Origin of the sequence: Kushneria konosiri (assembly GCF_002155145.1) — a bacterium.
Lineage (GTDB): Bacteria > Pseudomonadota > Gammaproteobacteria > Pseudomonadales > Halomonadaceae > Kushneria > Kushneria konosiri.
Window position 1 is genome coordinate 2994571 of sequence record NZ_CP021323.1, and the last position, 24285, is coordinate 3018855.

22 protein-coding genes are annotated in these 24285 nt (G+C 56.0%); 16 read left to right on the plus strand and 6 right to left on the minus strand.

What is annotated here, in order from left to right; translation table 11 throughout:
- Positions 1-31: 31 nt before the first annotated feature.
- The 4 genes from B9G99_RS13820 to B9G99_RS13835 are packed head-to-tail and all read left to right on the plus strand — an operon-like array spanning position 32 to position 3825.
- Positions 32-739, plus strand: coding sequence for a TetR/AcrR family transcriptional regulator (locus B9G99_RS13820; protein ID WP_086622682.1), 708 nt, complete (start codon positions 32-34; stop codon positions 737-739).
- Positions 736-1776 (plus strand): beta-N-acetylhexosaminidase, encoded by a 1041-nt coding sequence (nagZ, locus tag B9G99_RS13825; protein ID WP_086622683.1) that lies wholly within the window; start codon positions 736-738, stop codon positions 1774-1776. Before B9G99_RS13820 ends, nagZ begins: the two co-directional genes overlap by 4 nt.
- A 14-nt stretch (positions 1777-1790) precedes the next feature.
- A complete protein-coding gene (locus tag B9G99_RS13830; RefSeq protein WP_086622684.1) occupies positions 1791-3245 on the plus strand; it encodes a mechanosensitive ion channel family protein in 1455 nt (484 codons plus the stop codon).
- Between the two features lie 22 nt (positions 3246-3267).
- Positions 3268-3825 carry a hypoxanthine-guanine phosphoribosyltransferase gene (locus B9G99_RS13835; RefSeq protein ID WP_086623492.1) on the plus strand — a complete coding sequence of 186 codons (558 nt, stop codon included), beginning with the start codon at positions 3268-3270 and terminating at the stop codon, positions 3823-3825.
- Between the two features lie 106 nt (positions 3826-3931).
- Here the strand turns inward: B9G99_RS13835 and mfd are convergent, their stop codons facing one another.
- Positions 3932-7381: a transcription-repair coupling factor gene (gene mfd, locus B9G99_RS13840; protein WP_086622685.1), complete on the minus strand. Its 3450-nt coding sequence runs from the start codon at positions 7379-7381 to the stop codon at positions 3932-3934.
- Positions 7382-7783: 402 nt separating this feature from the next.
- Between mfd and B9G99_RS13845 the strand changes: the two genes are divergently transcribed.
- From B9G99_RS13845 to B9G99_RS13890, 10 genes are all read left to right on the plus strand, one after another.
- Entirely contained in the window at positions 7784-9232 is a 1449-nt protein-coding gene (locus B9G99_RS13845; protein ID WP_086622686.1) for a glyceraldehyde-3-phosphate dehydrogenase, read from the plus strand.
- Between the two features lie 278 nt (positions 9233-9510).
- Positions 9511-10866, plus strand: a complete 1356-nt coding sequence (locus B9G99_RS13850) for a Na(+)-translocating NADH-quinone reductase subunit A (protein ID WP_086622687.1) — start codon at positions 9511-9513, stop codon at positions 10864-10866.
- Positions 10866-12095 (plus strand): NADH:ubiquinone reductase (Na(+)-transporting) subunit B, encoded by a 1230-nt coding sequence (locus B9G99_RS13855; RefSeq protein WP_086622688.1) that lies wholly within the window; start codon positions 10866-10868, stop codon positions 12093-12095. The genes B9G99_RS13850 and B9G99_RS13855 overlap by 1 nt, the downstream gene beginning before the upstream one ends.
- A complete protein-coding gene (locus B9G99_RS13860; RefSeq protein WP_086622689.1) occupies positions 12095-12880 on the plus strand; it encodes a Na(+)-translocating NADH-quinone reductase subunit C in 786 nt (261 codons plus the stop codon). The genes B9G99_RS13855 and B9G99_RS13860 overlap by 1 nt, the downstream gene beginning before the upstream one ends.
- Positions 12881-12882: 2 nt before the next feature.
- Positions 12883-13563 (plus strand): NADH:ubiquinone reductase (Na(+)-transporting) subunit D, encoded by a 681-nt coding sequence (locus tag B9G99_RS13865; protein WP_086622690.1) that lies wholly within the window; start codon positions 12883-12885, stop codon positions 13561-13563.
- Entirely contained in the window at positions 13563-14183 is a 621-nt protein-coding gene (gene nqrE / locus B9G99_RS13870; RefSeq protein WP_086622691.1) for an NADH:ubiquinone reductase (Na(+)-transporting) subunit E, read from the plus strand. The genes B9G99_RS13865 and nqrE overlap by 1 nt, the downstream gene beginning before the upstream one ends.
- Positions 14184-14217: 34 nt before the next feature.
- Positions 14218-15450 (plus strand): NADH:ubiquinone reductase (Na(+)-transporting) subunit F, encoded by a 1233-nt coding sequence (nqrF, locus tag B9G99_RS13875; RefSeq protein WP_086622692.1) that lies wholly within the window; start codon positions 14218-14220, stop codon positions 15448-15450.
- Positions 15451-15608: 158 nt separating this feature from the next.
- Positions 15609-15860, plus strand: coding sequence for a (Na+)-NQR maturation NqrM (nqrM, locus tag B9G99_RS13880; protein ID WP_086623493.1), 252 nt, complete (start codon positions 15609-15611; stop codon positions 15858-15860).
- Positions 15861-15863: 3 nt separating this feature from the next.
- On the plus strand, positions 15864-17255 hold the full coding sequence (gene sthA, locus B9G99_RS13885) for a Si-specific NAD(P)(+) transhydrogenase (RefSeq protein ID WP_086622693.1): 1392 nt from the start codon (positions 15864-15866) through the stop codon (positions 17253-17255).
- Between the two features lie 89 nt (positions 17256-17344).
- Positions 17345-17629, plus strand: a complete 285-nt coding sequence (locus tag B9G99_RS13890; protein ID WP_227875829.1) for a YrhK family protein — start codon at positions 17345-17347, stop codon at positions 17627-17629.
- A gap of 74 nt (positions 17630-17703) precedes the next feature.
- On the opposite strand, the gene B9G99_RS13895 is transcribed toward B9G99_RS13890, so the two are convergent.
- From B9G99_RS13895 to B9G99_RS13905, 3 genes are all read right to left on the minus strand, one after another.
- The gene (locus B9G99_RS13895; RefSeq protein WP_335617609.1) at positions 17704-18495 is read right to left on the minus strand and encodes a DNA replication terminus site-binding protein; all 792 of its coding nucleotides are present in this window, start codon (positions 18493-18495) and stop codon (positions 17704-17706) included.
- Between the two features lie 133 nt (positions 18496-18628).
- Entirely contained in the window at positions 18629-19528 is a 900-nt protein-coding gene (locus B9G99_RS13900; protein WP_086622695.1) for a carbon-nitrogen hydrolase, read from the minus strand.
- Between the two features lie 16 nt (positions 19529-19544).
- Complete coding sequence (locus tag B9G99_RS13905) at positions 19545-20609, minus strand: agmatine deiminase family protein (RefSeq protein ID WP_086622696.1); 1065 nt, start codon at positions 20607-20609, stop codon at positions 19545-19547.
- 164 nt (positions 20610-20773) lie between these two features.
- On the opposite strand from B9G99_RS13905, the gene B9G99_RS13910 reads away from it, so the two are divergent.
- Both B9G99_RS13910 and B9G99_RS13915 read left to right on the plus strand, forming a co-directional pair.
- The gene (locus tag B9G99_RS13910; protein ID WP_086622697.1) at positions 20774-22015 is read left to right on the plus strand and encodes a lipoprotein-releasing ABC transporter permease subunit; all 1242 of its coding nucleotides are present in this window, start codon (positions 20774-20776) and stop codon (positions 22013-22015) included.
- Positions 22008-22727 carry an ABC transporter ATP-binding protein gene (locus B9G99_RS13915; protein WP_227875830.1) on the plus strand — a complete coding sequence of 240 codons (720 nt, stop codon included), beginning with the start codon at positions 22008-22010 and terminating at the stop codon, positions 22725-22727. The genes B9G99_RS13910 and B9G99_RS13915 overlap by 8 nt, the downstream gene beginning before the upstream one ends.
- An 88-nt stretch (positions 22728-22815) precedes the next feature.
- Here B9G99_RS13915 and B9G99_RS13920 read toward each other — a convergent pair whose 3' ends face one another.
- A complete protein-coding gene (locus B9G99_RS13920; protein WP_086623495.1) occupies positions 22816-23613 on the minus strand; it encodes an SDR family NAD(P)-dependent oxidoreductase in 798 nt (265 codons plus the stop codon).
- A 130-nt stretch (positions 23614-23743) separates the two neighbouring features.
- Complete coding sequence (locus B9G99_RS13925; protein ID WP_086622698.1) at positions 23744-24265, minus strand: DUF2062 domain-containing protein; 522 nt, start codon at positions 24263-24265, stop codon at positions 23744-23746.
- Positions 24266-24285 lie beyond the last annotated feature (20 nt).

Genomic DNA, 24285 nt, shown 5'->3' on the forward strand with positions numbered 1-24285 from the left:
TTATTTTCATGAAAGAGAACTGATATTTCCCATGGTGCCATCCGATACCGTGACCCGAATCCTCGATGCAGCCGAAGTCCTGTTTGCCGAGCATGGTTTTTCCGAAACATCGCTTCGTCGAATTACGGGTCGAGCCGAGGTCAACCTGGCTGCCGTCAATTACCATTTTGGCTCCAAGCAGGCGCTGATACAGGCAGTATTCTTTCGCTATCTCGACCCGTTCAGCGCTGATCTGCATCAGCGACTGGACAGGCTTGAAGCTGACGAGGCAGGAGCCTCTGATCTTGAGGGATTGCTTGATACGCTGTTTGCCAGCGTGCTGGAAATGCCCTCTGACAGCCATGATCTGAGAACCTTCATGAAGCTTCTGGGCCTGGCCTATTCACAGACGCAGCGCCATCTTCGTGACGAGCTTCGAGACCGGTATGGTGATATCTTCTCGCGCTTTTTAAAGCTCCTCAGGCAGGCCACCCCTGAGCTTGCCGACGATGAGCGCTTCTGGCGGCTGCATTTCATGCTGGGGTCGGTCATCTTTACGCTCTCCGGCCTCAATACGCTGCGCGATATCGCCGAACATGACTATCACCAGCGCATTACGATTCGGGAGCTGGCCCAGCGTTTAAAGCCGGTCGCATTACATGCGCTGCGTGCTCCGGTCATGAATGTTGCTTCAAATGCCACGACGACTCAGGATGCGGATCAGCTGACTTGCTACCCCAGAACAGGAACTCATTCATGACGGATCTCCAGGCCGAAGCGCCGATCGGCCCCCTGATGTGCGACATTCAGGGTACATGTCTAAACGATGACGAGAGAGGCTGGCTGGCTCACCACAGCGTGGGTGGCATTATCCTTTTTGCGCGCAACGTCGAGTCACCCGAGCAGATGCGAAAGCTGTGTGACGACATTCGGCGTGCTCGTCCCAATATCCTGATTGGCATCGATCAGGAGGGTGGGCGTGTTCAGCGTCTTCGCAACGGCGTGACCACGCTGCCCCCCATGGCCTTTCTGGGCCGGTACTATCTCGATGCACCCGCTGAAGCGCTTGAACTGGCGCGAGATACCGGCTGGCTGCTGGCGATGGAAATGGCCGCCTGCGGCGTCGATTTTTCCTTTGCGCCTGTGCTTGATCTTGATGATGCCCGCTGCCCGGCCATCGGCAATCGTGCCTTCTCGGATGATCCGCAGCACGTGACTGAATTGGCGGGCGCCTTTATCGAGGGGTTGTCTGATGCCGGTATGGCCAGCGTGGGCAAGCACTTCCCGGGGCATGGCGGTGTAACGCTCGATTCACACCTTGTCATGCCGGAAGACACACGCACGCTCGAGGCGCTCGAATCCCGTGACCTGATTCCCTTTCGAGCGCTGTCTGACCGGCTGAGCGGGATCATGCCTGCGCACGTGCGTTTTACCCGAATTGACGAACGGCCGGCCGGATTTTCGCGGCGCTGGCTGGAATATCTGCGTCATGACATCGGTTTTGAGGGGGTGATCGTTTCTGATGATCTTTCCATGGAGGGAGCGGCCATGGCCGGCGGCCCCGGAGAGCGGGTCATGGCGGCGCTGGAGGCCGGATGTGATCTGGCGCTTCTATGTAACGACCCGGTGGGAGCAGCAGAGGCCCGTCAGACGTTACATTCGTCCATGAAGAAGCCATTGACGCAGTGTCGTCTGGAACGACTACGCTTTGCCGGCGGCGTCGTTGATTTTGAAACACTGAAGGAGCAGCCGCGCTGGCACCGTACCAGGGAGCGGTTAGCGGATCTCCTTACCTGATAAGAGTGAATATAATGGCGCAGCAATCCGGCAGTGGTGCCTCATCATCAAGCGGCTCCCAACCCGACGGATCGGAAGCCACCCATTACTGGCAGCAGTTGCTTGACAGCACACAGGAATGGTCCAAGGGCTATTTTGGTCTGCCCGGCTGGGTACTGATGATTATTCTGGTCGTGCTGCTGGTGCTGCTGTTTGATCTGGTCTGCGCCTTTTTACTGGGTCGACTCGAGCGGCGCCTGAACAAGAGCCCGAGACGCTGGGATGACGCGCTGGTGCATGCGCTTCGCGGGCCGCTGCGGTTGTGGCTATGGCTTGGGGGGCTGTGCTCCATATTGACCCTGGGCGCTCAGGGGCTTGGTATCTCCGGCATTACCTTCTATGCCAGTCTCATTTTCGGGCTTTCGACGCTGGCCATCATATTCTGGGTTGAGGTGCGTCTGATGCAGCGCCTTGAACAGCGGCTGGTGTTTCCACCGGCTCATTCAAAGGCAAAACCGGTAGATCAGACCTCTGCTTCGGCCATTACCAAAATTACGGGGGCGCTGACGCTGATCCTGGTGCTGTTAATGGCCCTTCAGATGCTGGGTGTCTCGGTGTCGAGCCTTCTGGCAGTAGGTGGTGCAGGCGGTATTCTGATCGGTTTTGCTGCGCGCGATGTCATGGCCAACTTCTTTGGCGGCATGGTCGTTCATCTGGACAAGCCCTTTCAGGTCGGGCACTGGATTCGCTCTCCCGATCGCGAGATCGAAGGGATGGTTGAGGACATTGGCTGGCGTCTTACACGTATTCGTACCTTCAGTGGTCCGCCCATCTATGTGCCCAATGCAGTATTCAGCCGAATTATTGTCGAAACCCCTTCCCGCATGCATGTGCGACTGTTGTGGGAAACGATCGGCATACGTTATCAGGACGCGGACAAGGTCGAGGCCATTACCGGTGATATCGCCGAAATGCTGGAAAAAAATGAAGATGTCGAAAACGATGAATTCATTACCGTCAGTGTCAGCGGTTATGGCGAGTACAGCATCAATATCATGGTATATGCCCTGACCAAAGTCGTTGACTGGCAGCAGTACAATATCGCCAAGCAAAATATCCTGCTGTCGGTATGCGATATCGTTTATGACCATGGTGCCGAACTTGCGATTCCGGCGTCCCGTATCCATGTGCCCGATGAGATCAGGCTCGGACGACCCTCTTCACAAACACACGATGACGCCACGAATACAGAGGAGCCAGACACCGACGCCTCCCGGGAGGTTTCATGCGACGATGAAGGGTCTGCTGGCACACGTACTACTCGTCGGGACGATCGTGAGCTTGAGTCGCAAGAGAATAATCGGCAGGATGGCGAGCTTTCAAACTCGCGCCCCCGTCGCCTGAATAATGAAAAGCGCCGCAATTCGGACCGAAAGCGTCAGGGGCCTTTTGACAACGATGCAGACAGTGAGTCAGATGGCGATGCCTGAACAGCACGACGGTCACTTTGAGATGGCCCAGTATCATAACGACATGAAGGTCCTGATGGATGAGGCAGATTGCCTGATCGACCTTCCCGCAGTCGAAAGGGCTCTGGATGATATGGCCAGCCGACTGACCCAGTCGCTCTCCGACAGCATGCCGGTATTTTACTGCGTCATGAACGGTGGGCTGATCACTACCGGCCATTTGCTCACCCGATTGGGATTTCCTCTGGAAGTGGACTATCTCCATGCCACACGCTATCGCGGCGGTCTTCGCGGCGGTGAGCTGTTCTGGCGCGTTTCGCCCGAAATTCCAATGGCCGGTCGCCACGTGGTCATCGTGGATGACATCCTCGATGAGGGAGCAACACTTGCTGCCATCCTCGAATACTGCCACCAGGCGGGGGCAGCCAGTGTGTCCTCGGCAGTACTGGTCGAGAAGATACATGACCGCAAGGCCGTGCCCGACCTCAAGGCGGACTACTGTGGCCTTGAAGTTGAGGATCGCTATGTTTTCGGTTTTGGCATGGACTACAAGGGCTATTGGCGCAACGCGCCGGGTATCTTCGCCCCGCGCGGGCTCTGACCCCTCAGAGACTGTGTCTATCCATACAAAAAAGGGCCGGCCATTGAGGCCGGCCCTTTTTTCTTCTGCCCGTCGGGGAATGTCACCGACGGACACCCGCCATGAATTACGACTTCTGGTTGAAATGCTCGAGCAAGGCCTCGATGGCTGCAAAGCGTGATTCAGCCGTTTCCATGGGTTTTTCAAAGCGCAGGGTATCTGCGCCATCGAGTCGATACTGGTCAGGCGCTTTCTGCATCATGTTGACCAGCGTCATGGGTTCCACCGAGGTGTCGGCACCAAACTGTATGCGCCCCCGTCTGTCGCCAGCTTCCAGTCGGGTAATGCCCAGTCGCTCGGCCTTGAAACGCAGGGTGGCCTGACGGAAAAGGTGCTTGACCGGCTCTGGCAATAATCCGAAGCGATCAATCATCTCGACCTGCAGTTCGCGCAGCTCGCCATCGTTTTTGGCATTGCTGATGCGCTTGTACATGACCAGTCGCTGCTGGACGTCATGCATGTAGTCTTCAGGAATCAGCGCCGGCAGCCCGAGGCTGATGTCCACACCTTCGGACATGGGCGCTTCGATGTTGGGTGTCTTGCCGCTTCGAATGGCATTGACGGCACGATCCAGCATTTCCATGTACAGGCTGTAGCCAATGGTTTCGATCTGGCCGCTTTGCTCTTCACCCAGAAGCTCCCCAGCACCGCGAATCTCCAGGTCGTGGCTGGCCAGTGTAAAACCTGCCCCCAGATCCTCGGCCTGTGTAATCGCCTCCAGACGCTTGGTGGCATCCGAAGTGATTTGTTTGGGTGGGGGCGTGAGCAGGTAGGCGTAGGCCTGATGGTGCGAGCGGCCCACGCGACCACGCAACTGATGGAGCTGAGCCAGTCCAAACTTGTCGGCACGCTCGATGATGATGGTATTGGCGCTGGGAACATCGATGCCGGTTTCGATGATGGTTGAGCACACCAGCACGTTGAAGCGCTTGTGATAGAAGTCCGACATGGCCCGCTCCAGAGCGCGCTCGGCCATCTGGCCATGAGCGACCCCGACACGCGCGTCAGGCACCAGTTCGCGTACCTTTTCGGCCGTGGCCTCGATTGATTTGACCTCATTGTGCAGGTAGTAGACCTGGCCGCCTCTTAAAAGCTCACGTAGCACGGCTTCCTTGAGCACAGCCTGATTGCGCTGTTGCACGAAGGTCTTGACCGACAATCGGCGGGCCGGCGGGGTGGCAATGATGGAAAGATCACGCATGCCACTCATCGCCATCGACAGCGTCCGCGGGATCGGCGTGGCAGTCAGGGTCAGAATGTCAACTTCGGCGCGCAGGGCCTTGAGCTTTTCCTTCTGATGGACGCCAAAGCGGTGCTCCTCGTCGATGATGACCAGCCCCAGGTTGGCAAACTCAAGCTCCTTGCCCAGCAGCTTGTGCGTACCGATAACGATATCGATGCGACCATCATTAAGGCGCTCAAGCGTATGTGACTGTAGCTTGCCGCCCTGAAAGCGAGACAGGATATCGATGTTGATGGCGGAGTCAGCGAAGCGGTCGCGGAAGTTATCGAAATGCTGCTGTGCCAGCAAAGTGGTTGGTACCAGTACCGCCACCTGGCGTCCGGACTGTACGGCCAGAAAGGCCGCGCGCATGGCCACTTCCGTTTTGCCAAAGCCGACATCGCCGCAGATGACGCGATCCATCGGCTGGGTCGACGTCATGTCATGGATTACGGCATCGATGGCCATGCGCTGATCGGGCGTTTCCTCGAACGGGAAATTGGCCGCAAAGCGTGCATACTCCTGGCCCGGCGGCTCACAGGCATATCCTTCCCGTGCCTCACGCCGTGCATAGACGTCCAGCAGTTCGGCTGCGGTGTCACGTACCTTTTCCGCTGCCTTGCGGCGTGCCTTTTCCCACTGATCGCTGCCGAGTTTATGCAGGGGGGCGCTGTCGTCGCTGGCGCCGGCGTAGCGTGAGATCAGATGCAGGCTGTCGACCGGTACATATAGGCGTGCGCCGCTGGCGTACTCAAGCGTCAGGAATTCGGCCGGCATGCCGCCGGCATTGAGTGTTTCAAGCCCCAGATAGCGGCCGACACCGTGCGCCTTGTGGACGACAGGGGCACCTTCCCTGAGCTCCGAGAGATGGCGTATGGCCAGTTCATTGTCGTCCGTGGCACGACTGCGACGCCGACTCTGGCGCACGATCTCGCCATAAAGCTCGGTTTCGGTCAGCACCAGAAGCTTGTCGCTTTCAAGCCAGATGCCGCGCTCGAGGCCGCCTTCTGCGATGGCATGGGTCTGGTGGGCAGCCAGAAAGCTTTGCCAGCTGTCGATGTCGTGTAAATCGAGGTTCAGGGGGGCGAGCGTCTCGTGCAGGGCTTCCTGACGACCTCTTGATTCGGCCACAAACAGTACCCGGACATCGCCGTTGTCCGCCATGAACTGCTCAAGCGATGCCAGTGGTTTTGTGGCGCGTGCATCAATGGCGATATCAGGCAGTCTTGATCCTTCCACGGGGGTACCCTCGTCATCAGTGCGCCACTGAAGACGTGGATAGCCGTTGATCTGACCAAACAGCTCTGCCACCGGTACAAAGGCCTTGACCGGCGGCAATAGCGGTCGGGTAGGGTCAACGCCCAGATTTTCGAATCGGCTGGTAATGGACTGCCAATGACTTTCGGCTGCCTCGAAAGTACCCGGCATCAGGGCACAGCGCAGTCGATCACCAATGTGATCAAAAAGCGTCGAGGTGTGCTCGAAAAACAGGGGCAGATACTGCTCAAGGCCAGGAGAAGGGATGCCTTGTAGCGCGTCCAGATAGAGCGGGCAATGGCGCGGATCCACGTCAAAAAGGGTTTCGAAACCCTCGCGAAAACGGGCGATGGCATCCTGCGTCAGCGGGTATTCATGGGCTGGCAGCAGTTCGATCCGCTCGGTACGCTCGCTCGAGCGCTGAGTGTCGGGATCAAAATAGCGCAGTGTGTCGATCTCGTCATCAAAAAGGTCGATACGAAGCGGTTGTTCGCTGCCCACCGGATATAGATCGATCAGAGCGCCGCGAAAGGCATATTCACCGGGCTCGTAAACGGTTTCGACTGCGCGGTAGCCGGCGCGATGAAGCTGGCCTCGAAAATGCTCGCGATCCAGTGACATCCCGTTTTCCAGATGCAGTGCCTGTACAGCGACGTAGTCGGTTGGCGGCAGGCGCTGCATGAGCGTGTTGACCGGCGCCAGGATAATGCTCTGATATTGATGCTGAAGCTGGCGCAGGGTACGAAGCCGTTCCGAGACGATATCCTGGTGCGGCGAGAAGCTGTCATAGGGAAGTGTCTCCCAGTCGGGAAAGACCAGAACCTCCTGGTCGCTGAAAAAGCGTAACGCCAGTGCCATACGCTGAGCGCTGGCCGAATCCGGCGTAATCACGAGCAGGGGAGTCTTCTCGGCATCGGCCAGATGGGCCATGGTCAGCGCATCAGCGCTACCTTCGGGAAGTCGCCAGCGTGTGCTTTCCCGGGCAGGGGACAGTGCAGGGGGCGAAAGCGGGCTGATGGTGTGGCTATGCGATGGCATGGTTCACTTCAGATCGATGGGCACAGTAACAAAATGCGGACAGTATCGTTGATATGGAAGAGGATTGCCTTGACGTCTGTCACTCTTGGAGGCATTGAGCGGCCCATTGTGCCGTATCACGCCAGGTGATACATGCCTTTCATGATGTTCTTTTAGGTATCGATAAACCTTTTGGGACCAGCCACAGTGCCGCTCGGACCACTTGTCAACTAATGCTTTGGTGTAGTCAGGCTACATGTTTGCGACTACTCAATCGTTGTGACAGAACGTCGCTCTTTCGATAATGCCGCCACCTTAAGATTGCAGCTGCCGAGAGAGTGCCCGTGATACCGAAAAGGATATCAACCAAAAAAAGGGCAGGCACTGCAGGTTTTCGATCATTGTATTGTAAGGAAACCTGACGTGAGTACGGAAAAAGAAGAAGCGTGTCTGAAACAGTGGCAGGAACAGGAGTCGCTGGCTGAAGAGATGATTCCATTGCTGGGACGTCTCTATCGCACCTGTCAGGTAGTGCCATTGATGTATGGCCGTTCCATGGTCAATCAGTCGGTCATTCAGCTGTTGAAGCATCATCGCTATGCTCGACATGCTGAAGGCGTCGAACTTGAAGTCAGTGATACCTTTGCTCTTGTCAAGCGACTGATCGAACTCGAGCCGGGCCCTGCTCATATCGATGTGGGCAAGCTTGCCGTGGCCTACAAGCGTAGCGGCGAGCATGATGTTGCTGGTTTTCTAAAGAAAGAGCTTGCGCCCATCGTGGGTCAGCAGGGTAAAGGTGGTTCGGCACAGCCTCGTGATGTGGTGCTTTATGGCTTTGGCCGTATCGGTCGCTTGCTGGCAAGGCTTCTGATTGAGCGTACCGGTGGCGGGCAGACCATGCGGCTACGCGCTGTCGTGGTTCGTGGGGATAGTTCTGATCTGGAAAAGCGTGCCAGCCTGCTGCGGCGTGACTCCATTCATGGACCTTTCCCGGGCACGCTGACGCTGGATTACGACAACGATGCCATTATCGCCAACGGCAATCGTATTCAGTTCATTCGCGCTGAATCGCCCGATAGCATTGATTACACGAGTTATGGCATCGATAACGCCATCGTGGTGGACAACACCGGTAAATGGCGTGATCGTGAGGGGCTTGAAAGACACCTGGCTTCGAAGGGCGTAGCGCGTGTACTTCTGACAGCACCCGGCAAGGGCGATATCAAAAATATTGTCTACGGCATCAATCAGCACGAGGCTGATGAAAACGAGCGAGTTCTGTCAGCGGCATCGTGTACCACCAATGCCATCGTGCCAGTGCTGAAGTGTCTGTCCGATCGTTATGGCGTTGAGCGAGGACATGTTGAAACGGTTCATGCCTATACCAACGATCAGAACCTGACCGACAACTATCACAAGGCCGAACGTCGTGGACGCAGTGCGCCCATGAATATGGTGCTCACCGAAACCGGTGCCGCAAAGGCCGTGACACGTGCGCTGCCGGAACTCGAGGGCAAGCTGACCGGTAACGCCATTCGCGTGCCGATTCCCAACGTTTCCATGGCCATTCTGAATCTGACGCTTGAAAAGGAATGTGACCGGGAATCGCTCAACGGCTATCTGCGTGAAATGTCGATCGATTCGAAGCTGCGCCGCCAGATCGACTTCGTCGACTCACCTGAAGTGGTGTCGTCGGATTTTGTGGGCAACCGTCATGGCGGTATTGTGGATGGCAAGGCCACTATTGTTGACGGCAAAAACATCGTGCTGTATGTATGGTATGACAACGAGTTTGGCTATAGCGCTCAGGTGATTCGCCTGGTCCAGCATATGGCTCATGCGCGACTTCCTTCCTTTCCTTCGCCAAACTGAAATGATTGCATTTCCTCCTGGACTTTGGTCCAGGAGTTCCTCGAGCCCGACCTGAATCCCTTGTAACGCATGTGGTTTTTCGTGTTCCAGCTCCTTATAATACGGCTGGTTTTTTAACCGTGCTAAATCATGTCCGCTCTTGCGGATCACCGAAACATCTCATCTGATTGATCATCACCCAAGGGGATCACCGGTAACAACGGTTGCTATCAATAGCTTGCGTCGAACGGTTATCAAACCCTGCATGACTGCATCAGATTCGACTACTGGGCGAGACTATGATCGAAGTCAAACGAGGCCTGGATCTCCCCATCGCGGGTTCACCTTCCCAGACCATCGAAAATGGTCAGCCGGTGAAGCATGTGGCTGTTCTTGGCCCTGATTACATCGGCATGCGGCCAACCATGGAAGTCCGCGAGGGAGACCGGGTATCGCTTGGTCAGTTGCTTTTCACTGACAAGAAAACCGAAGGCGTTCGCTATGTGGCGCCAGCTGCTGGTGAAGTGGTCGCCATTAACCGTGGTGAAAAACGCCGTCTTTTGTCGGTGGTCATCCGGGTTGATGACAACAGCGATGCCGAGGCGATGGCCTTTGAACGTCACGACCCTGATCAACTCGATACTCTGGAACGTCAGGCTGTCGTTGATCATCTGGTGGCTACCGGCCTTTGGACCAGCTTTAGAAAGCGTCCCTTTTCCCGTGTGCCGTCGGTCTCCGAGCATCCGCTCAATATTTTTGTGACGGCCATCGATACGCACCCTCTCAGTGCTGATCCGGCACCCGTGATTCAGGAGCGTCGCGACGATTTCGTCAATGGACTCAAGGTAATACGGCATCTGACCGAGGGTAAGGTCTATCTGTGTACCGCGCCGAACGCTGAAGTGCCCGGTGGAGAACTCGACGGGGTATCGCACGAAGCCTTTTCTGGCCCTCATCCGGCAGGGCTGGCGGGTACCCACATACACTACCTTTCACCTGTAGGTATCAGCCGTCAGGTATGGCATCTGAACTATCAGGATGTCATGGCCATTGGGGCAACGTTTACACAGGGACGGCTGGATACGCGACGAGTCGTGGCGCTGGGTGGCCCGGCGGCAAAAAAACCGCGGCTGGTACGTACGCGCCTTGGTGCAAGCCTTGATGAGCTGCTTGTTGGCGAAATCGAAAACGCTCAGGATGTCCGTGTCATTTCCGGGTCCGTGTTCGGTGGTAGTACTGCCAGGGACGAGACGGCCTATCTCGGTCGTTATCACCTGCAGGTGTCGTTGATTGAAGAAGGGCACAAGCGAGCGCTGCTGGGCTGGCTGTCTCTGGGCCTTGACCGGCATTCCGCTACAGGCATCTATCTGTCGCGGCTGACAAGGCCGGCTTCATTTCGACCCAATACCAGTACCAATGGCTCCGAGCGTGCCATGGTACCGATCGGCTCTTACGAACAGATCATGCCTCTGGATATCCTTCCGACCCAGCTGCTGCGCTCGCTGATTGTTGGGGATATCGAGGTGGCCATGCAGCTGGGGTGTCTGGAACTTGACGAGGAAGATCTCGCACTTTGTACCTACGTCTGCCCTGGCAAATATGAGTATGGTCCGATCCTGCGCGACAATCTGACAACGATCGAAAAAGAGGTCTGATGATGGGGATTCGTCGTTTACTGGATAATATCGAGCCCCACTTCCATGAGGGCGGAAAGTATCAGCGCTTCTACGCCCTGTATGAAGCGGTGGATACCATTTTTTATTCACCGGGCCATGTGACAGGATCGACATCACACGTACGTGATGGTATCGATCTCAAGCGCATCATGATCACGGTCTGGATGTGTACCTTCCCGGCCATGTTCTTTGGCATGTATAACGTTGGCCTGCAGGCCAATGTGGCTATCGCCGGCAACTACGGCGCGCTGGAAGGCTGGCGTGAAGCGGTCGTCATGGCGCTGGCAGGAGGTCACGATCCCGGCAGTATATGGGACAACTTTGTGCTGGGGGCGACATGGTTCGTGCCCATCTATGCGGTTACCTTTATCGTGGGTGGCTTCTGGGAAGTGTTGTTTGCCATCCGCCGTGGCCACGAGGTCAACGAAGGTTTCTTTGTCACATCGGTTCTTTTTGCCCTGATTCTACCGGCCACCGTGCCGCTATGGCAGGTCGCTCTGGGTATTACCTTTGGTGTGGTGATTGGCAAGGAAGTGTTTGGCGGTACCGGCAAGAACTTCCTCAATCCGGCGCTGACAGGCCGCGCCTTTTTGTACTTTGCCTATCCGGCACAGCTGTCTGGTGATTCCGTCTGGGTGCCGGCGGATGGCTATACCGGTGCTACGGCACTTTCCACTGCAGCGCAGGGTGGCGTCGATCAACTGGTGGCACAAACGCCCTGGATCAATGCCTTTCTCGGCTTTATTCAGGGCAGTATTGGTGAAACCTCGACGCTCATGATCCTGCTGGGTGGTCTGGTCATGATCTGGACCCGAGTCGCTTCCTGGCGCATCATTCTGGGTGTCTTTCTGGGCATGGTGGCCACGGCGACGCTTTTCAATCTGATCGGTTCCGATACCAATCCGATGTTTGCATTGCCCTGGTACTGGCATCTGGTCATCGGCGGCTTTGCCTTTGGCATGATCTTCATGGCCACCGACCCTGTCTCGGCTTCGATGACCAACACAGGCAAGCTGATCTTTGGCGCATTAATCGGTTTCATGACGGTGCTGATCAGGGTCGCCAATCCGGCCTTCCCCGAAGGCATCATGCTGGCCATCCTGTTTGCCAATCTTTTCGCACCGCTGATCGACCACTTTATCGTTCAGGCCAATATCAAACGTCGGCAAAAGCGTCTGATGCCGTCAAGGGATAAGGAGGTTGCCTGATGGCCAGTAATGATTCGATCAAGAAAACCCTGACGGTCGCGCTGTCTCTGTGTGTGGTCTGCTCCGTGGTGGTCTCCACGGCCGCTGTAGCGCTCAGGCCGACCCAGCAGCAAAATCAGGAGCTTGATCGCAAGACCAACATTTTGCAGGTCGCCAACCTGATGGTGCCCGGGAAAAGCGTCAAGCAGCAGTTTGGTGAGATCACCCAGCGTGTGGTGGATCTGCGTAGCGGTGAATATGTCGACGATATTGATCCCGAACGTTTCAATCAGATTGCTTCTACTCAGGATCCGGCCATGTCGCGAACCCTGAGTGGCCCTGAGGATCGGGCCGGTCTTGGTGGTCGCGTCGAAAACTACGCCACGGTCTATCTTGTGGGTGATCCCGATAACCCTGATGAGATCATTCTGCCGGTTCGTGGTCAGGGGCTTTGGTCGCTGATGCTTGGGTATCTGGCGCTGGAGGGCGATGGCAACACTGTCGTTGGCCTGTCGTTTTACGATCAGGGTGAAACCCCGGGGCTTGGCGGCGAAGTGGATAACCCCCGCTGGAAGTCGCTCTGGCCCGGCAAGGAAATTTATCCCGAGGGCAGCACTGATCCCGCCATCCGACTCGTCAAGGGCGGCGTTGGCAGCAATACGCCCGATGCTGAACACAAGGTGGATGCGCTTTCAGGTGCTACCCTGACCAGCACGGGCGTCACCAACCTGCTGCAGTTCTGGATGGGCGACGAAGGCTTTGCCAGGTATCTGGCGCGCTTTCGTGACACTTCACAAGGAGCTTGATCATGGCAAAAACTGATTCAGCCAAGGGTCTGCTGATAACTCCCATTTTTCAGAATAACCCCATTGCACTGCAGATCCTCGGAATCTGCAGTGCTCTGGCGGTGACCAACTCCATGAGCACTTCGCTGGTCATGGGGCTGGCGGTTATTGCAGTCACGGCCTTTTCAAACATGTTCGTTTCGTTGATTCGCAATCACATGCCGTCATCGATTCGCATCATCATCCAGATGACCATTATCGCGTCACTGGTCATCGTGGTAGATCAGCTGTTGAGAGCGTTTGCCTACGATCTTTCCAAGCAGCTGTCGGTATTCGTGGGTCTGATCATTACCAACTGTATCGTCATGGGTCGGGCCGAAGCCTATGCCATGCAAAATGGTCCCGTTCTCAGCTTCCTGGACGGCGTCGGTAATGGTCTGGGGTATACCTTCATCCTTCTGGCGGTCGGTTTTTTCCGTGAGCTGCTGGGTTCAGGGTCGGTGTTCGGCATTACCATCATGTCGACCGTCAATGATGGTGGCTGGTATGTGCCCAATGGCCTCATGCTGCTGCCGCCTTCAGCCTTCTTCGTGATCGGTCTGTTGATCTGGGCCATCAGAAGCCTTAGCCCGCAGCAGGTTGAAACGAGCGAGTTCAAGATCACGACCAATACCAAACCGCATACTGCACAGGGGAGCGTGTAATGTTTGAACATTACCTGAGCCTTTTCATCAAGGCTGTATTTGTTGAAAACATGGCGCTGGCGTTCTTTCTGGGCATGTGTACGTTTCTGGCCGTATCCAAGAAGGTCTCCTCGGCCATTGGTCTTGGCGTGGCGGTCATTGTTGTTCTGACCATTACCGTGCCGGCCAATAACCTGATCCTGAATTATTTGCTCAAGGCAGGTGCGCTGTCCTGGACAGGTATCGAGGGCGCGGAAAACATCGATCTGTCGTTTCTGGGACTTCTGAGCTACATCGGTGTAATCGCCGCCATTGTTCAGATCCTCGAGATGTTTCTCGACAAGTTCGTGCCGGCGCTTTACAACACGTTGGGCATCTACCTGCCGCTGATTACGGTAAATTGCGCCATCATGGGGGCGGCGCTTTTCATGGTGCAGCGTGATTATGCCTTTGGTGAGTCGGTGGTTTACGGGCTTGGTGCCGGAGTTGGCTGGGCGCTGGCCATTGCGGCGCTTGCGGGCATTCGTGAAAAACTCAAGTACAGCGATGTACCGGCCGGACTTCAGGGACTGGGTATTACCTTCCTGACCGTTGGTCTGATGTCACTGGGCTTCATGTCGTTTTCCGGCATTCAGCTGTAAGCGGCGGATCATCGACTGAGCAAGGAAACGAGTCATGGTAGATACCTCTGTCATCATCGTTGGCGTGGTCATGTTCACGCTGATTATTCTGGGCCTTGTGGCCATTATCCTTACCGCCCGCAGTCGGCTGGTCAGTAGTGGTGAGGTGACCATTGAAATCAATGGTGATCCTGAAAGCACCATTAAAACCCAGGCAGGCGGCAAGCTTTTGCAGACGCTGGCCGGGCAGGGCATCTTTTTGTCTTCTGCCTGCGGCGGCGGTGGTTCCTGCGCACAGTGCAAGTGTCGTGTACAGGAAGGTGGCGGGTCGATCCTCGCGACCGAAGAGAGCCATTTCACCATGGGTGAAAAGAAGGAAGGGTGGCGTCTTTCCTGTCAGGTACCGGTCAAACAGGACATGAAGATCGAAGTGCCTGAGGATGTCTTCGGCGTCAAGAAGTGGGAGTGCACGGTTGTTGATAATGACAACGTGGCCACTTTCATCAAGGAATTGACGCTACGTCTACCTGAAGGCGAAAACGTGGCCTTCCGTGCCGGCGGCTATATGCAGCTTGAGGCACCGCCGTATGAGGTCGATTTCAGCAAGTTCGATATTGCTGAAGAGTATCGTGGGGACTGGGACAGGTTCGGCTTTTTCAATTTGAAGGCCAAAACAACTGAACCGGTAATCCGCGCCTATTCGATGGCCAACTATCCGGAAGAGAAAGGCATTCTCAAGTTCAATATCCGTATTGCGACGCCGCCGCCCAATTCGGATCATCAGCCGGGCCTCATGTCGAGCTGGGTCTTCAGCCTCAAGCCTGGAGACAAGGTTACGGTCTATGGTCCCTTCGGCGAGTTCTTTGCCAAGGATACTGATGCTGAGATGATTTTCATCGGCGGCGGTGCCGGCATGGCGCCAATGCGAAGCCATATCTTCGATCAGCTCAAGCGTCTTGGCACCGATCGCAAGATCTCATTCTGGTATGGTGCCCGCTCGGTCCGTGAGTCGTTCTACAACGATGAATACGATCGATTGCAGGAAGAAAATCCGAATTTCGAGTGGCATCTGGCCCTGTCGGATCCGCAGCCTGAAGATAACTGGAGTGGCAAGACAGGCTTCATCCATAACGTATTGTATGAAAACTATCTCAAGGACCATCCGGCGCCTGAAGACTGTGAGTACTATATGTGCGGGCCGCCCATGATGAACGCATCGGTCGTCAAGATGCTTCTCGACATGGGGGTTGAGCCGGAAAACATCCTTCTTGATGATTTCGGCGGCTGATTCCAAGCCTTCCCAGCGGCACCGGTAACCCCGGTGCCGTTTTCGTTTTCGGGGCTCGATTATTTGTCGGCATTGGTACTTGTGCGGTCATGACGGTTAAAATGACCCCTACAGTCCATCGCTGGTCGATGATGACTGACAACGAACAGGAGCAATCCATGCTGTTATGGTTAATAGTGCTGGCGGTCATGCTGCTTGTTGTAGGCGTTATGTCAGTGGGCGTACTACTTGGACGCAAGCCCATTAGCGGCTCTTGCGGCGGGCTTAACAATCTGGGGCTCAAGCAGGGATGTGATATCTGTGGCGGCAAGGACGACGTCTGCGAGGAGCAGCGCAAAGAAAAACTACAGCAGGTAGCCTATCGACCCGAACTGGCGCTTGATGCAAGCCGCAAGCCTGGAGCGTCGTAACCCATGCCGACCTATCAGTACGATGTTGTGGTATTGGGAGCTGGCCCTGCGGGCGAGAGTGCAGCAGTCAATGCGGCCAAACACGATAAGCGTGTCGCCATTGTTGAACTCCAGTCAGCTGTCGGGGGGAATTGCACTCATAAGGGCACAATTCCCTCCAAGACCCTGCGTCACGCCGTCAAGCAGGTGGTTCAGTTCAATAGCAACCCCATGTTCAGGGATCTGGGAGAGCCGCGCTGGGTCTCTTTTCCACGAATGCTTGAGCGCTCTCGCCGCGTGATCGAGGATCAGGTTGCCATGCGCACGCGCTTTTATGCGCGCAATCGCATCGATGTTTTTTTCGGTACCGCCTCCTTTGCCGATGCACATACCATTGATGTGTCTGATGGGCATGGCGCACGCGAGTCCCTTGTCGCCGACAATATTGTCATCGCTACCGGCTCGCGCCCCTACCGGCCTTCTGATGTCAACTTCAGGCATCCGCGTATTTACTGCTCTGACACGATTCTGGGGCTTACGCATACGCCGCGCCGCATCATGATCTATGGTGCCGGCGTTATTGGTTGTGAATACGCCTCGATCTTTTCCAATCTTGGTGTAAAGGTCGACTTGATCGATACTCGCGATCGACTGTTATCGTTTCTGGACGATGAAATCAGTGATGCACTGTCCTATCACTTGCGCAACAATGGCGTGCAGATTCGACACAACGAGGAGTATTCCCGCGTCGAAGGCGATGAGACCGGCGTTACCCTGCACCTCAAGTCGGGCAAAAAAATGCGCGCTGATGCCTTTATGTGGGCCAATGGCCGTACCGGGAATACCGATACGCTCAAGCTGGAAAACGCAGGGCTTGAGGCCAATTCACGTGGACAGTTGCAGGTCGATACCAGTTATCGCACCCGGGTCGAACATATCCATGCCGCCGGTGATGTGATCGGCTGGCCGAGTCTTGCCAGCGCGGCCTACGATCAGGGGCGTTCGGCTTCGGGCGATGCGTTAAGCAAGAACTCCCGTTTCGTCGACGACATTCCTACAGGGATTTACACCATTCCCGAGATCAGTTCGCTGGGCAAGACCGAGCGAGAGCTGACGGATTCGAAAACGCCCTATGAGGTAGGACAGGCCTTTTTCAAGGATACGGCGCGGGCGCAGATCACCGGTGATACGGTAGGTGTACTCAAGATTTTGTTTAATCCAAAAACCCTTGAGATCTATGGGATTCACTGTTTTGGCGATCAGGCTTCCGAAATCCTTCATATCGGACAGGCGATCATGAACCAGCCGGGTGAGTCGAACTCGTTGGCCTATTTCGTGAATACTACCTTCAACTATCCGACCATGGCAGAAGCCTACCGCATCGCGGCGCATAACGGGCTCAACCGTTTACACTAGCAGTACAGCCTGATGCAGGATAAAAGCGCCGACCTGATGGTCGGCGTTTTTCTGGGCTGTTTACTCATGGCAAAAGAGGGGGAACGATTTTGTCTGACAAATCAAACAACGTTGACGCAAGAGATCTAACGCTGCATTTCAATCACGATATGCTGGTCGTGCATCGCCGCTATGAAGTGGTCAGTATTATTAACGATGTGTTGATCGGGCTCTGGTTTCTGATTGGCAGTGTCTGTTTTTTTTATTCATCGCTGATGACGATTGGTACCTGGCTTTTTGTCATCGGCAGTGCCCAAATGTTGATAAGACCTGTTATACGACTCTCCCGACATTTTCATTTGAAGCGACTTCCACAGTCCAGCGGTGATTTCTAGGTATCTTCAATCACGGTAGCGGTAGATGCGCAGGCTGGGAATAAAGGGTTCGCTTTCTATTTTCGAGTCTCCTCTCAGCGCTCGCGTGCGTTTCTCGGGGGGTGTGGCGCGGGCTGATTGATCTGCGGCAGGCGATTGTTTGATGCCGGTACAAACAGTGGCAGGGCCACGTTCATGGCACGGCGTGTATGTCCATCTTCCAGAGGTTCTTGGAAAAACAGATTGGCACGCATCAGGGGTGCCTGTGTTTGTACCTGCGCCAGCATTTCCCCATCGGGAAGAGACGCCAGCAAACGATACTGGATCTGAACGTGCGCGGCCTCATTATTGAGTCTGGCCAGTTTGGCCTCTACTTCGGATACGCTCATGCGCTTGATCGAGCGCCCACTGGAATACCAGGCAAGACGAATGCGCGATACCGGGGCATCCGCGATCGGAATACGTCGCCAGCACTGTTTGAGATGCAGGCGTGCCATGCCGCTTCCCTTGAGATGATCGTGCAGTACGGGATGGCGAAAGGGGAGCGTGGCCTTGAGCTCGGTAATCATGGAGGGATGCTGTTTTCGGGCTGCTCCGAGCTGTCCGGCAAAGACATCCTTGCATCGATTAACTTCCAGCGCGTGTTCCAGCAGTGCATCATTGGCCACCACAACTCCCACATGATCTCGTGTCGCGCGGCCGTCCTGGCCGTCCTGATACCAGTAATCGGTCAATGCGCGCATCAGCCAGTCGAGATCGGCTTCACCGTCAAAGCGCCACATCGCAAGAGGGGATTGTCTTGCCGCGATCATGAGCGCTTCCGTGGCCTCGACAAGATCATCAAAGGCTTTTTCCAGCTCCGCCATCAGTCGATACTGCGGTGACATGGCTATCTCCATCTCTCTGTCTGAAATATACCGTTATCTTTCTAGCACAAGCCTTGACAAGTCACAATAAGGATTAAATCGTCAGCGACGACCCTGATGCCAGGCATCGTCGCTATTATTTAAGGGGCTTGAATCAGCGGTCCAGATATCGCTCGGTAATATCACCGTAGGCGTCAATACGACGATCACGGAGATAGGGCCAGATCCGCCGCACCTGTTCGCTGCGCTTAAGTGAAAGCGTCGCCTGAAGCTCTTCGGTGTCCTCTCCTGCCAGCGCCAGAATTTCTCCCTGTGCGCCGGCAATAAAGCTACCGCCCCAGAAGTCGATACCGCTGCCAACCTCGCTGGGATCCTCTTCGTGACCCACACGATTGGCCGCCAGTACCGGAATGCCATTGGCGACGGCGTGCGAGCGCTGAATCAGCGTCCAGGCATCCTTCTGACGCTGCTTTTCATCGGCGTCATCGTCCGGGTCCCAACCGATGGCAGTGGGGTAAAGCAGCATGTCAGCCCCGGCCAGCGCCATCAGACGGGCGGCTTCCGGATACCACTGATCCCAGCAGACCAGTACGCCCAGGCGCCCCACGGAGGTGTCGATAGGGGTAAATCCCTTTCCACGACTGGCATCGCCCGGAGTGAAGTAGAACTTCTCATAAAAGCCCGGATCGTCCGGTATATGCATCTTGCGATAGGTGCCTACCAGCCCAAGCCCGGTATCCAGCACCACGGCCGTGTTGTGATAAAGCCCCGGCGCGCGGCGCTCGAAGATGGACCCCACAATCACGATGTCGAGCTCTTTGGCCAGTCCAGCCAGAAACTGTGTGGTTGGGCCTTCCAGCGGTTCTGCCAGATCAAAGACATCAGTATCTTCACACTGACAGAAGTAGCGCGTGGCATGCAGTTCCTGCAGCAGTACAAGACGTGCGCCGCGTGAAGCCAGGGCGCGAATGCCTCTCTCGCTTTCACTCAGGCTTCTGGGCTTGTCGTTCCAGGCGTTCTGCTGAACGATGCCGACTTCAATGCTTTCCTTCATTCCATCTCTCCGCATATTAGTGTTGAATCGCGTTCAGCGACCCCGCGGGCAGTTGCATGGTCAGGCAGTGCAGGCTGCCATGCTGTCGAATTACCTGGCGGCAATCTATCGGGATGATATCGCGCGCCGGGAATGCCTCTGCCAGCGCCCTGAGCGCTTCACGATCGGCCGGATCAGCGTAGGACGGCATTAGAACTGCTCCATTGATGATCAGAAAGTTGGCATAGGTGGCCGGCAGGCGATGGCCATCTTCCGGATCAAGGCAGGCTCGCGGCCAAGGCAACGCGATCAGGCGGTAGGGTTCGCCATCTGCGCGGCGAAAGGCCTTGAGCTCACGCTCCATGGCATTCAGGGCTGCAAAATGTGGGTCGGTGTCATCATCACAGCGCACGTAGGCGATGGTGTGCTCATCGCAAAAGCGCGCTAGTGTATCGATATGACTGTCGGTGTCATCGCCTTCTAGATAACCGTTTTCAAGCCATAACACACGATGGGTGCCCAGCTGCGTCTCAAGGAGCTTTTCAACATCTGCCTGATCAAGATGAGGATTACGATTGGGATTTAGCAGACAGCTGCGGGTGGTCATCAACGTCCCCTGTCCATCGGTTTCCACGGCGCCACCTTCCAGCACGACCTGCTGCAGGTTGTGCAGTTCGGGAGTGAAAATGCCCCGGTCTGCCAGTACACGATTAAGCGCGTTGTCACGCTCGGCCGGAAACTTGCCTCCCCAACCGGTAAAGCGGTAGTCCAACAGCAAGGGCGTGTTGCCTTCGATTACGGTGAGAGGGCCATGATCGCGTGCCCAGGTGTCATCACTGGGGGCGATCACCAGAGAGAGCCTGTTTTCAGGCACGCCAAGATTGGCCAGGGTCAGGGCAAGGCGCTGACGGGTATCCTCGTTCGGCAGGGTAACCAGTACATGCTGATAGCGGGAAATCACCTCGATCAGGGTGATAAAGGTGGTTTCAATGGCGTCCAGAAGCGATGCCCAGTCGCTGTCACGGCCGGGCCAGCTGAGCATGACGGCCTGCTGAGGCGTCCATTCGGGTAGAAACTGACGGGGTGAAGGGCCCTGATTCATGGCAACAGTATTATCCGCTCGATCGGTGGGGCAGGAATCTGCAGGTATCGGCGCATGGCCTGAGACGATATTTTAACACTGAGAGGGATTAAGGCGACGCCTGATGCAGGGTGATCCAAAAGTCCGTACCATGTTGGCTCCTGTCACTGGATCCCAGGCCAATAATGCTTGATCGAATTCCCTTCCTGATCGGGCTTCGCTATACGCGAGCCAAGCGGCGTAACCACTTCATTTCCTTTATCTCGCTGACCTCAATGCTCGGTCTGACGCTGGGCGTGGCGGTGCTGATTCTGGTGCTCTCGGTCATGAATGGCTTTGACCATGAGCTGAGAACCCGTGTTCTGGGCATGGTTCCGCATACGCGCATCGAAGCGCAAAACGGGGTCAATGATTGGCGTGCGCTGGCCGAGCAGCTGCAGCGACACGATCATGTCGTGGGGGCTGCACCCTATATCGAACAGCAGGGCATGTTTTCCTCCAACGGTCAGACGCAGGGCGCGATGATCGAAGGCATTCTGCCCGAGGCGGAGAAGAAGGTCTCCATCATTGGTAATCACATGGTGGGTGGGGAGCTTGATTCCCTTCAAAAGGGCAGCTGGAACGTTGTTCTTGGCAGCCTTCTGGCCAGAAACCTGGGCGTGGGTGTGGGCGACAGCGTCACGCTTTTGGTGCCGGAGGCTTCAATCACGCCTGGTGGCGTTTTTCCGCGTTTGAAGCGCTTTACCGTATCCGGCATTTTTCAGGTCGGTGCGCAACTTGATGGCAGTCTGGCCTACACCAGCCTTGGTGACATGAAGACCCTGGCGCGACAGCAGGGCGAGGCTCAGGGCATACGATTGAAAATCGATGATCTCTTTCAGGCGCACAGCGTGACACGTGAGATCATTAGCAGTATGCCGCCGGGCTATCGCGGGATCGACTGGACCTATACCCAGGGCAACCTTTTCCAGGCCATTCAGATGGAAAAGCGCATGATTGGTCTGCTGTTGATGGTCATTGTGGCCGTGGCGGCGTTCAACATCGTGTCGACCCTGGTCATGGTGGTGACCGACAAGCATGCCGATATCGCCATCTTGCGCACTCTGGGCGCAACGCCTCGCTCGATCATGGGCATTTTCATGGTGCAGGGCATTACGATCGGCCTTATTGGTATTGTGCTGGGGGTCATCGCCGGCATCGCTCTGGCGCTGTCCATCGCCGATATTATCAGCTGGGTCGAATCCGTCTTCGGCATTCAGTTTTTGGACCCTAACGTTTATTTCATCAGCTATCTGCCGTCGCGCCTTGAACTTTCGGATGTTCTGGTCGTCACGGGTGTGGCGCTGCTGTTGAGTTTTCTGTCGACCCTTTATCCGGCGTGGCGAGCCGCGCGGGTACAACCGGCCGAGGTGCTGCGCTATGAGTAGTCAACACGAGACGATGATGACAGAGCGCGACAACATGCTGGTATGTCGGGGACTGAGCCGTATCTATCAGGAAGGTCCGCAGGATTTGACCGTGCTTGATAATCTGGAGTTGACGGTCGCGGCCGGCGAGCGGATTGCAGTTGTGGGTAGCTCCGGAAGCGGCAAGACCACGCTGCTTAATCTGTTGGGCGGACTGGATCGGCCGACACGGGGGGAAATCCTCATCGGCGGTCACTCCATCAAGGGCCTGTCGGAGACGGCCATCGGGCGGTTTCGTAATCAGCATATCGGCTTTGTGTATCAGTTCCACCATCTGCTGGCCGAATTCACGGCGCTTGAAAATGTCTCCATGCCACTGATCATTCGTGGTCAGAGCCGCAGTGAAGCGGCCAAAAAGGCCAGCGCACTGCTTGAAAGGGTCGGCATGGCGCCGCGCGGGGAGCACAAGCCGGGCGAGCTTTCCGGGGGTGAGCGCCAGCGGGTCGCCATCGCGAGAGCACTGGTCACGGACCCCAGTCTGGTATTGATGGATGAACCGACCGGTAATCTGGATCAGGTAACCGCGCGCCAGATTCTGGAGCTGATGGATGAGGTCGCCGAGCGCTCGCGCAGTGCCTTTGTCGTGGTCACGCATGACATGGCCATCGCGCGGCATCAGGATCGAGTGCTGCGTCTGGATAAAGGGCGCCTGGCGCCCGATGTCATGAGCTGATTTTGTTCTAGAAGGCACCTAAAAGGCCCGCCAGCAATGCTGGCGGGCCTTTTATCGTTCAGGGCGTGACGCTTTTTGGCCCCGCTCTTCAGTTTTGAACCGACATGACCGCTCCGCCATCCACTCGAATGTTGGAACCGCTGATAAATGAGCCGCGCTCGGACACGACCAGAGCAATGGCGGCGGCCACTTCTTCCGGCTGACCGCGACGCTTGAGCTTGATGCCGGGACGCTCTTCTTCAAGAAAGCTTTCTACCGCCTCGTCAAAGGAGCAGCCATTCTCACTCGAGCGCTTTTCCATCATGCCATTGGTCATGGGAGATTCGATAAAAGCAGGGGACACGGTATTACAGAGAATGCCGTTTTCCGCTTCTCCATAGGCCAGGTTTTTGACGAAGGTCGCCAGCGCCGCCTTGGAGACGTTGTAGACGGCTTCATCCCAATAGGGCTGCACGGCGTTTTCAGAGGTGATACACACAAAGCGGCCCCAGCCTTTTTCGCGCATGGTGGGGAAGGTGGCACGTGCCACTCGCACGGCGGACATGAAGTTGATCTGCCAGGTGTCCTCGTAGTCGTCATCCTTCATTTCAAGAGGATGCCCTTTCTCGCCGGTAATGCCAGCCGTGTGAATGACAATATCAATGGTACCAAAACGCTCGATGGCGGCTTGGGCCAGCGCATCAACATCTTTTTGTTGGGTGATATCGGCCTTGTGACAGATGACCTCACCCTTCATGAGCTCGGTGTCCTTTTCCAGCTGCTCGATGTCCATGTCGGACAGCACAAGCCTGACGCCTTCATTGGCCAGCTCACGAGCGGCGGCGAGACCGAGGCCTCCCTTGGCGCCAGTGATGATGGCAACGCGATTGGTGATTCCCAGATCCATGATGTCGGCTTCCCTGTCGATAATGGATGAATGTGCCTTCAGAGCAGGCAGAATTAACATAGTTTAAAAGACGCCGGAGAGAAACGTTCCGGTTCCTTGTTCGGCGATGACAAAAAAGGCAGGGAGGAGGTTATGACCGGCGACGATGCCGACGACGCTTGCGCCAGACACGCAGGATGTGCCATCGCCAGCAAAGGCGAGTCAAGATGTTGGCAATGATGCCGATAATCAGCGCACAAACGAGGGACCCGACAATCAGGGCCGGCATCATATCGACCACCTGATTGGCAAACCAGCTGACGCTGACTTCATCGGGCAGGGCGCGAGGCGGGGTATGAAGTATCCATGCGCCCACGCGATAGGTGACATAAAAGACCACCGGCATGGTCAGAGGGTTGGTCAGCCATACCAGTGCAAGCGCCAGCGGCAGATGGCCGCGCAGCCACCAGGCACCGAGCGCGGCCATCAGCATCTGCCCGGGGATGGGTAAAAGCGCGCAAAAAAGCCCTACAGACAATCCATTGGCAATGCTTCTGCGAGTGACAAACCAGAGCGCTGGGTTGCCTAGGAGTGGATGAATCAATCGAAGCGATTTTCGGCGCCGAATGGTTTCCGGGTCCGGCAGATAACGTTGAATAAATCGGCGCAGCATCAGGCAGCGTCCAGACAGAA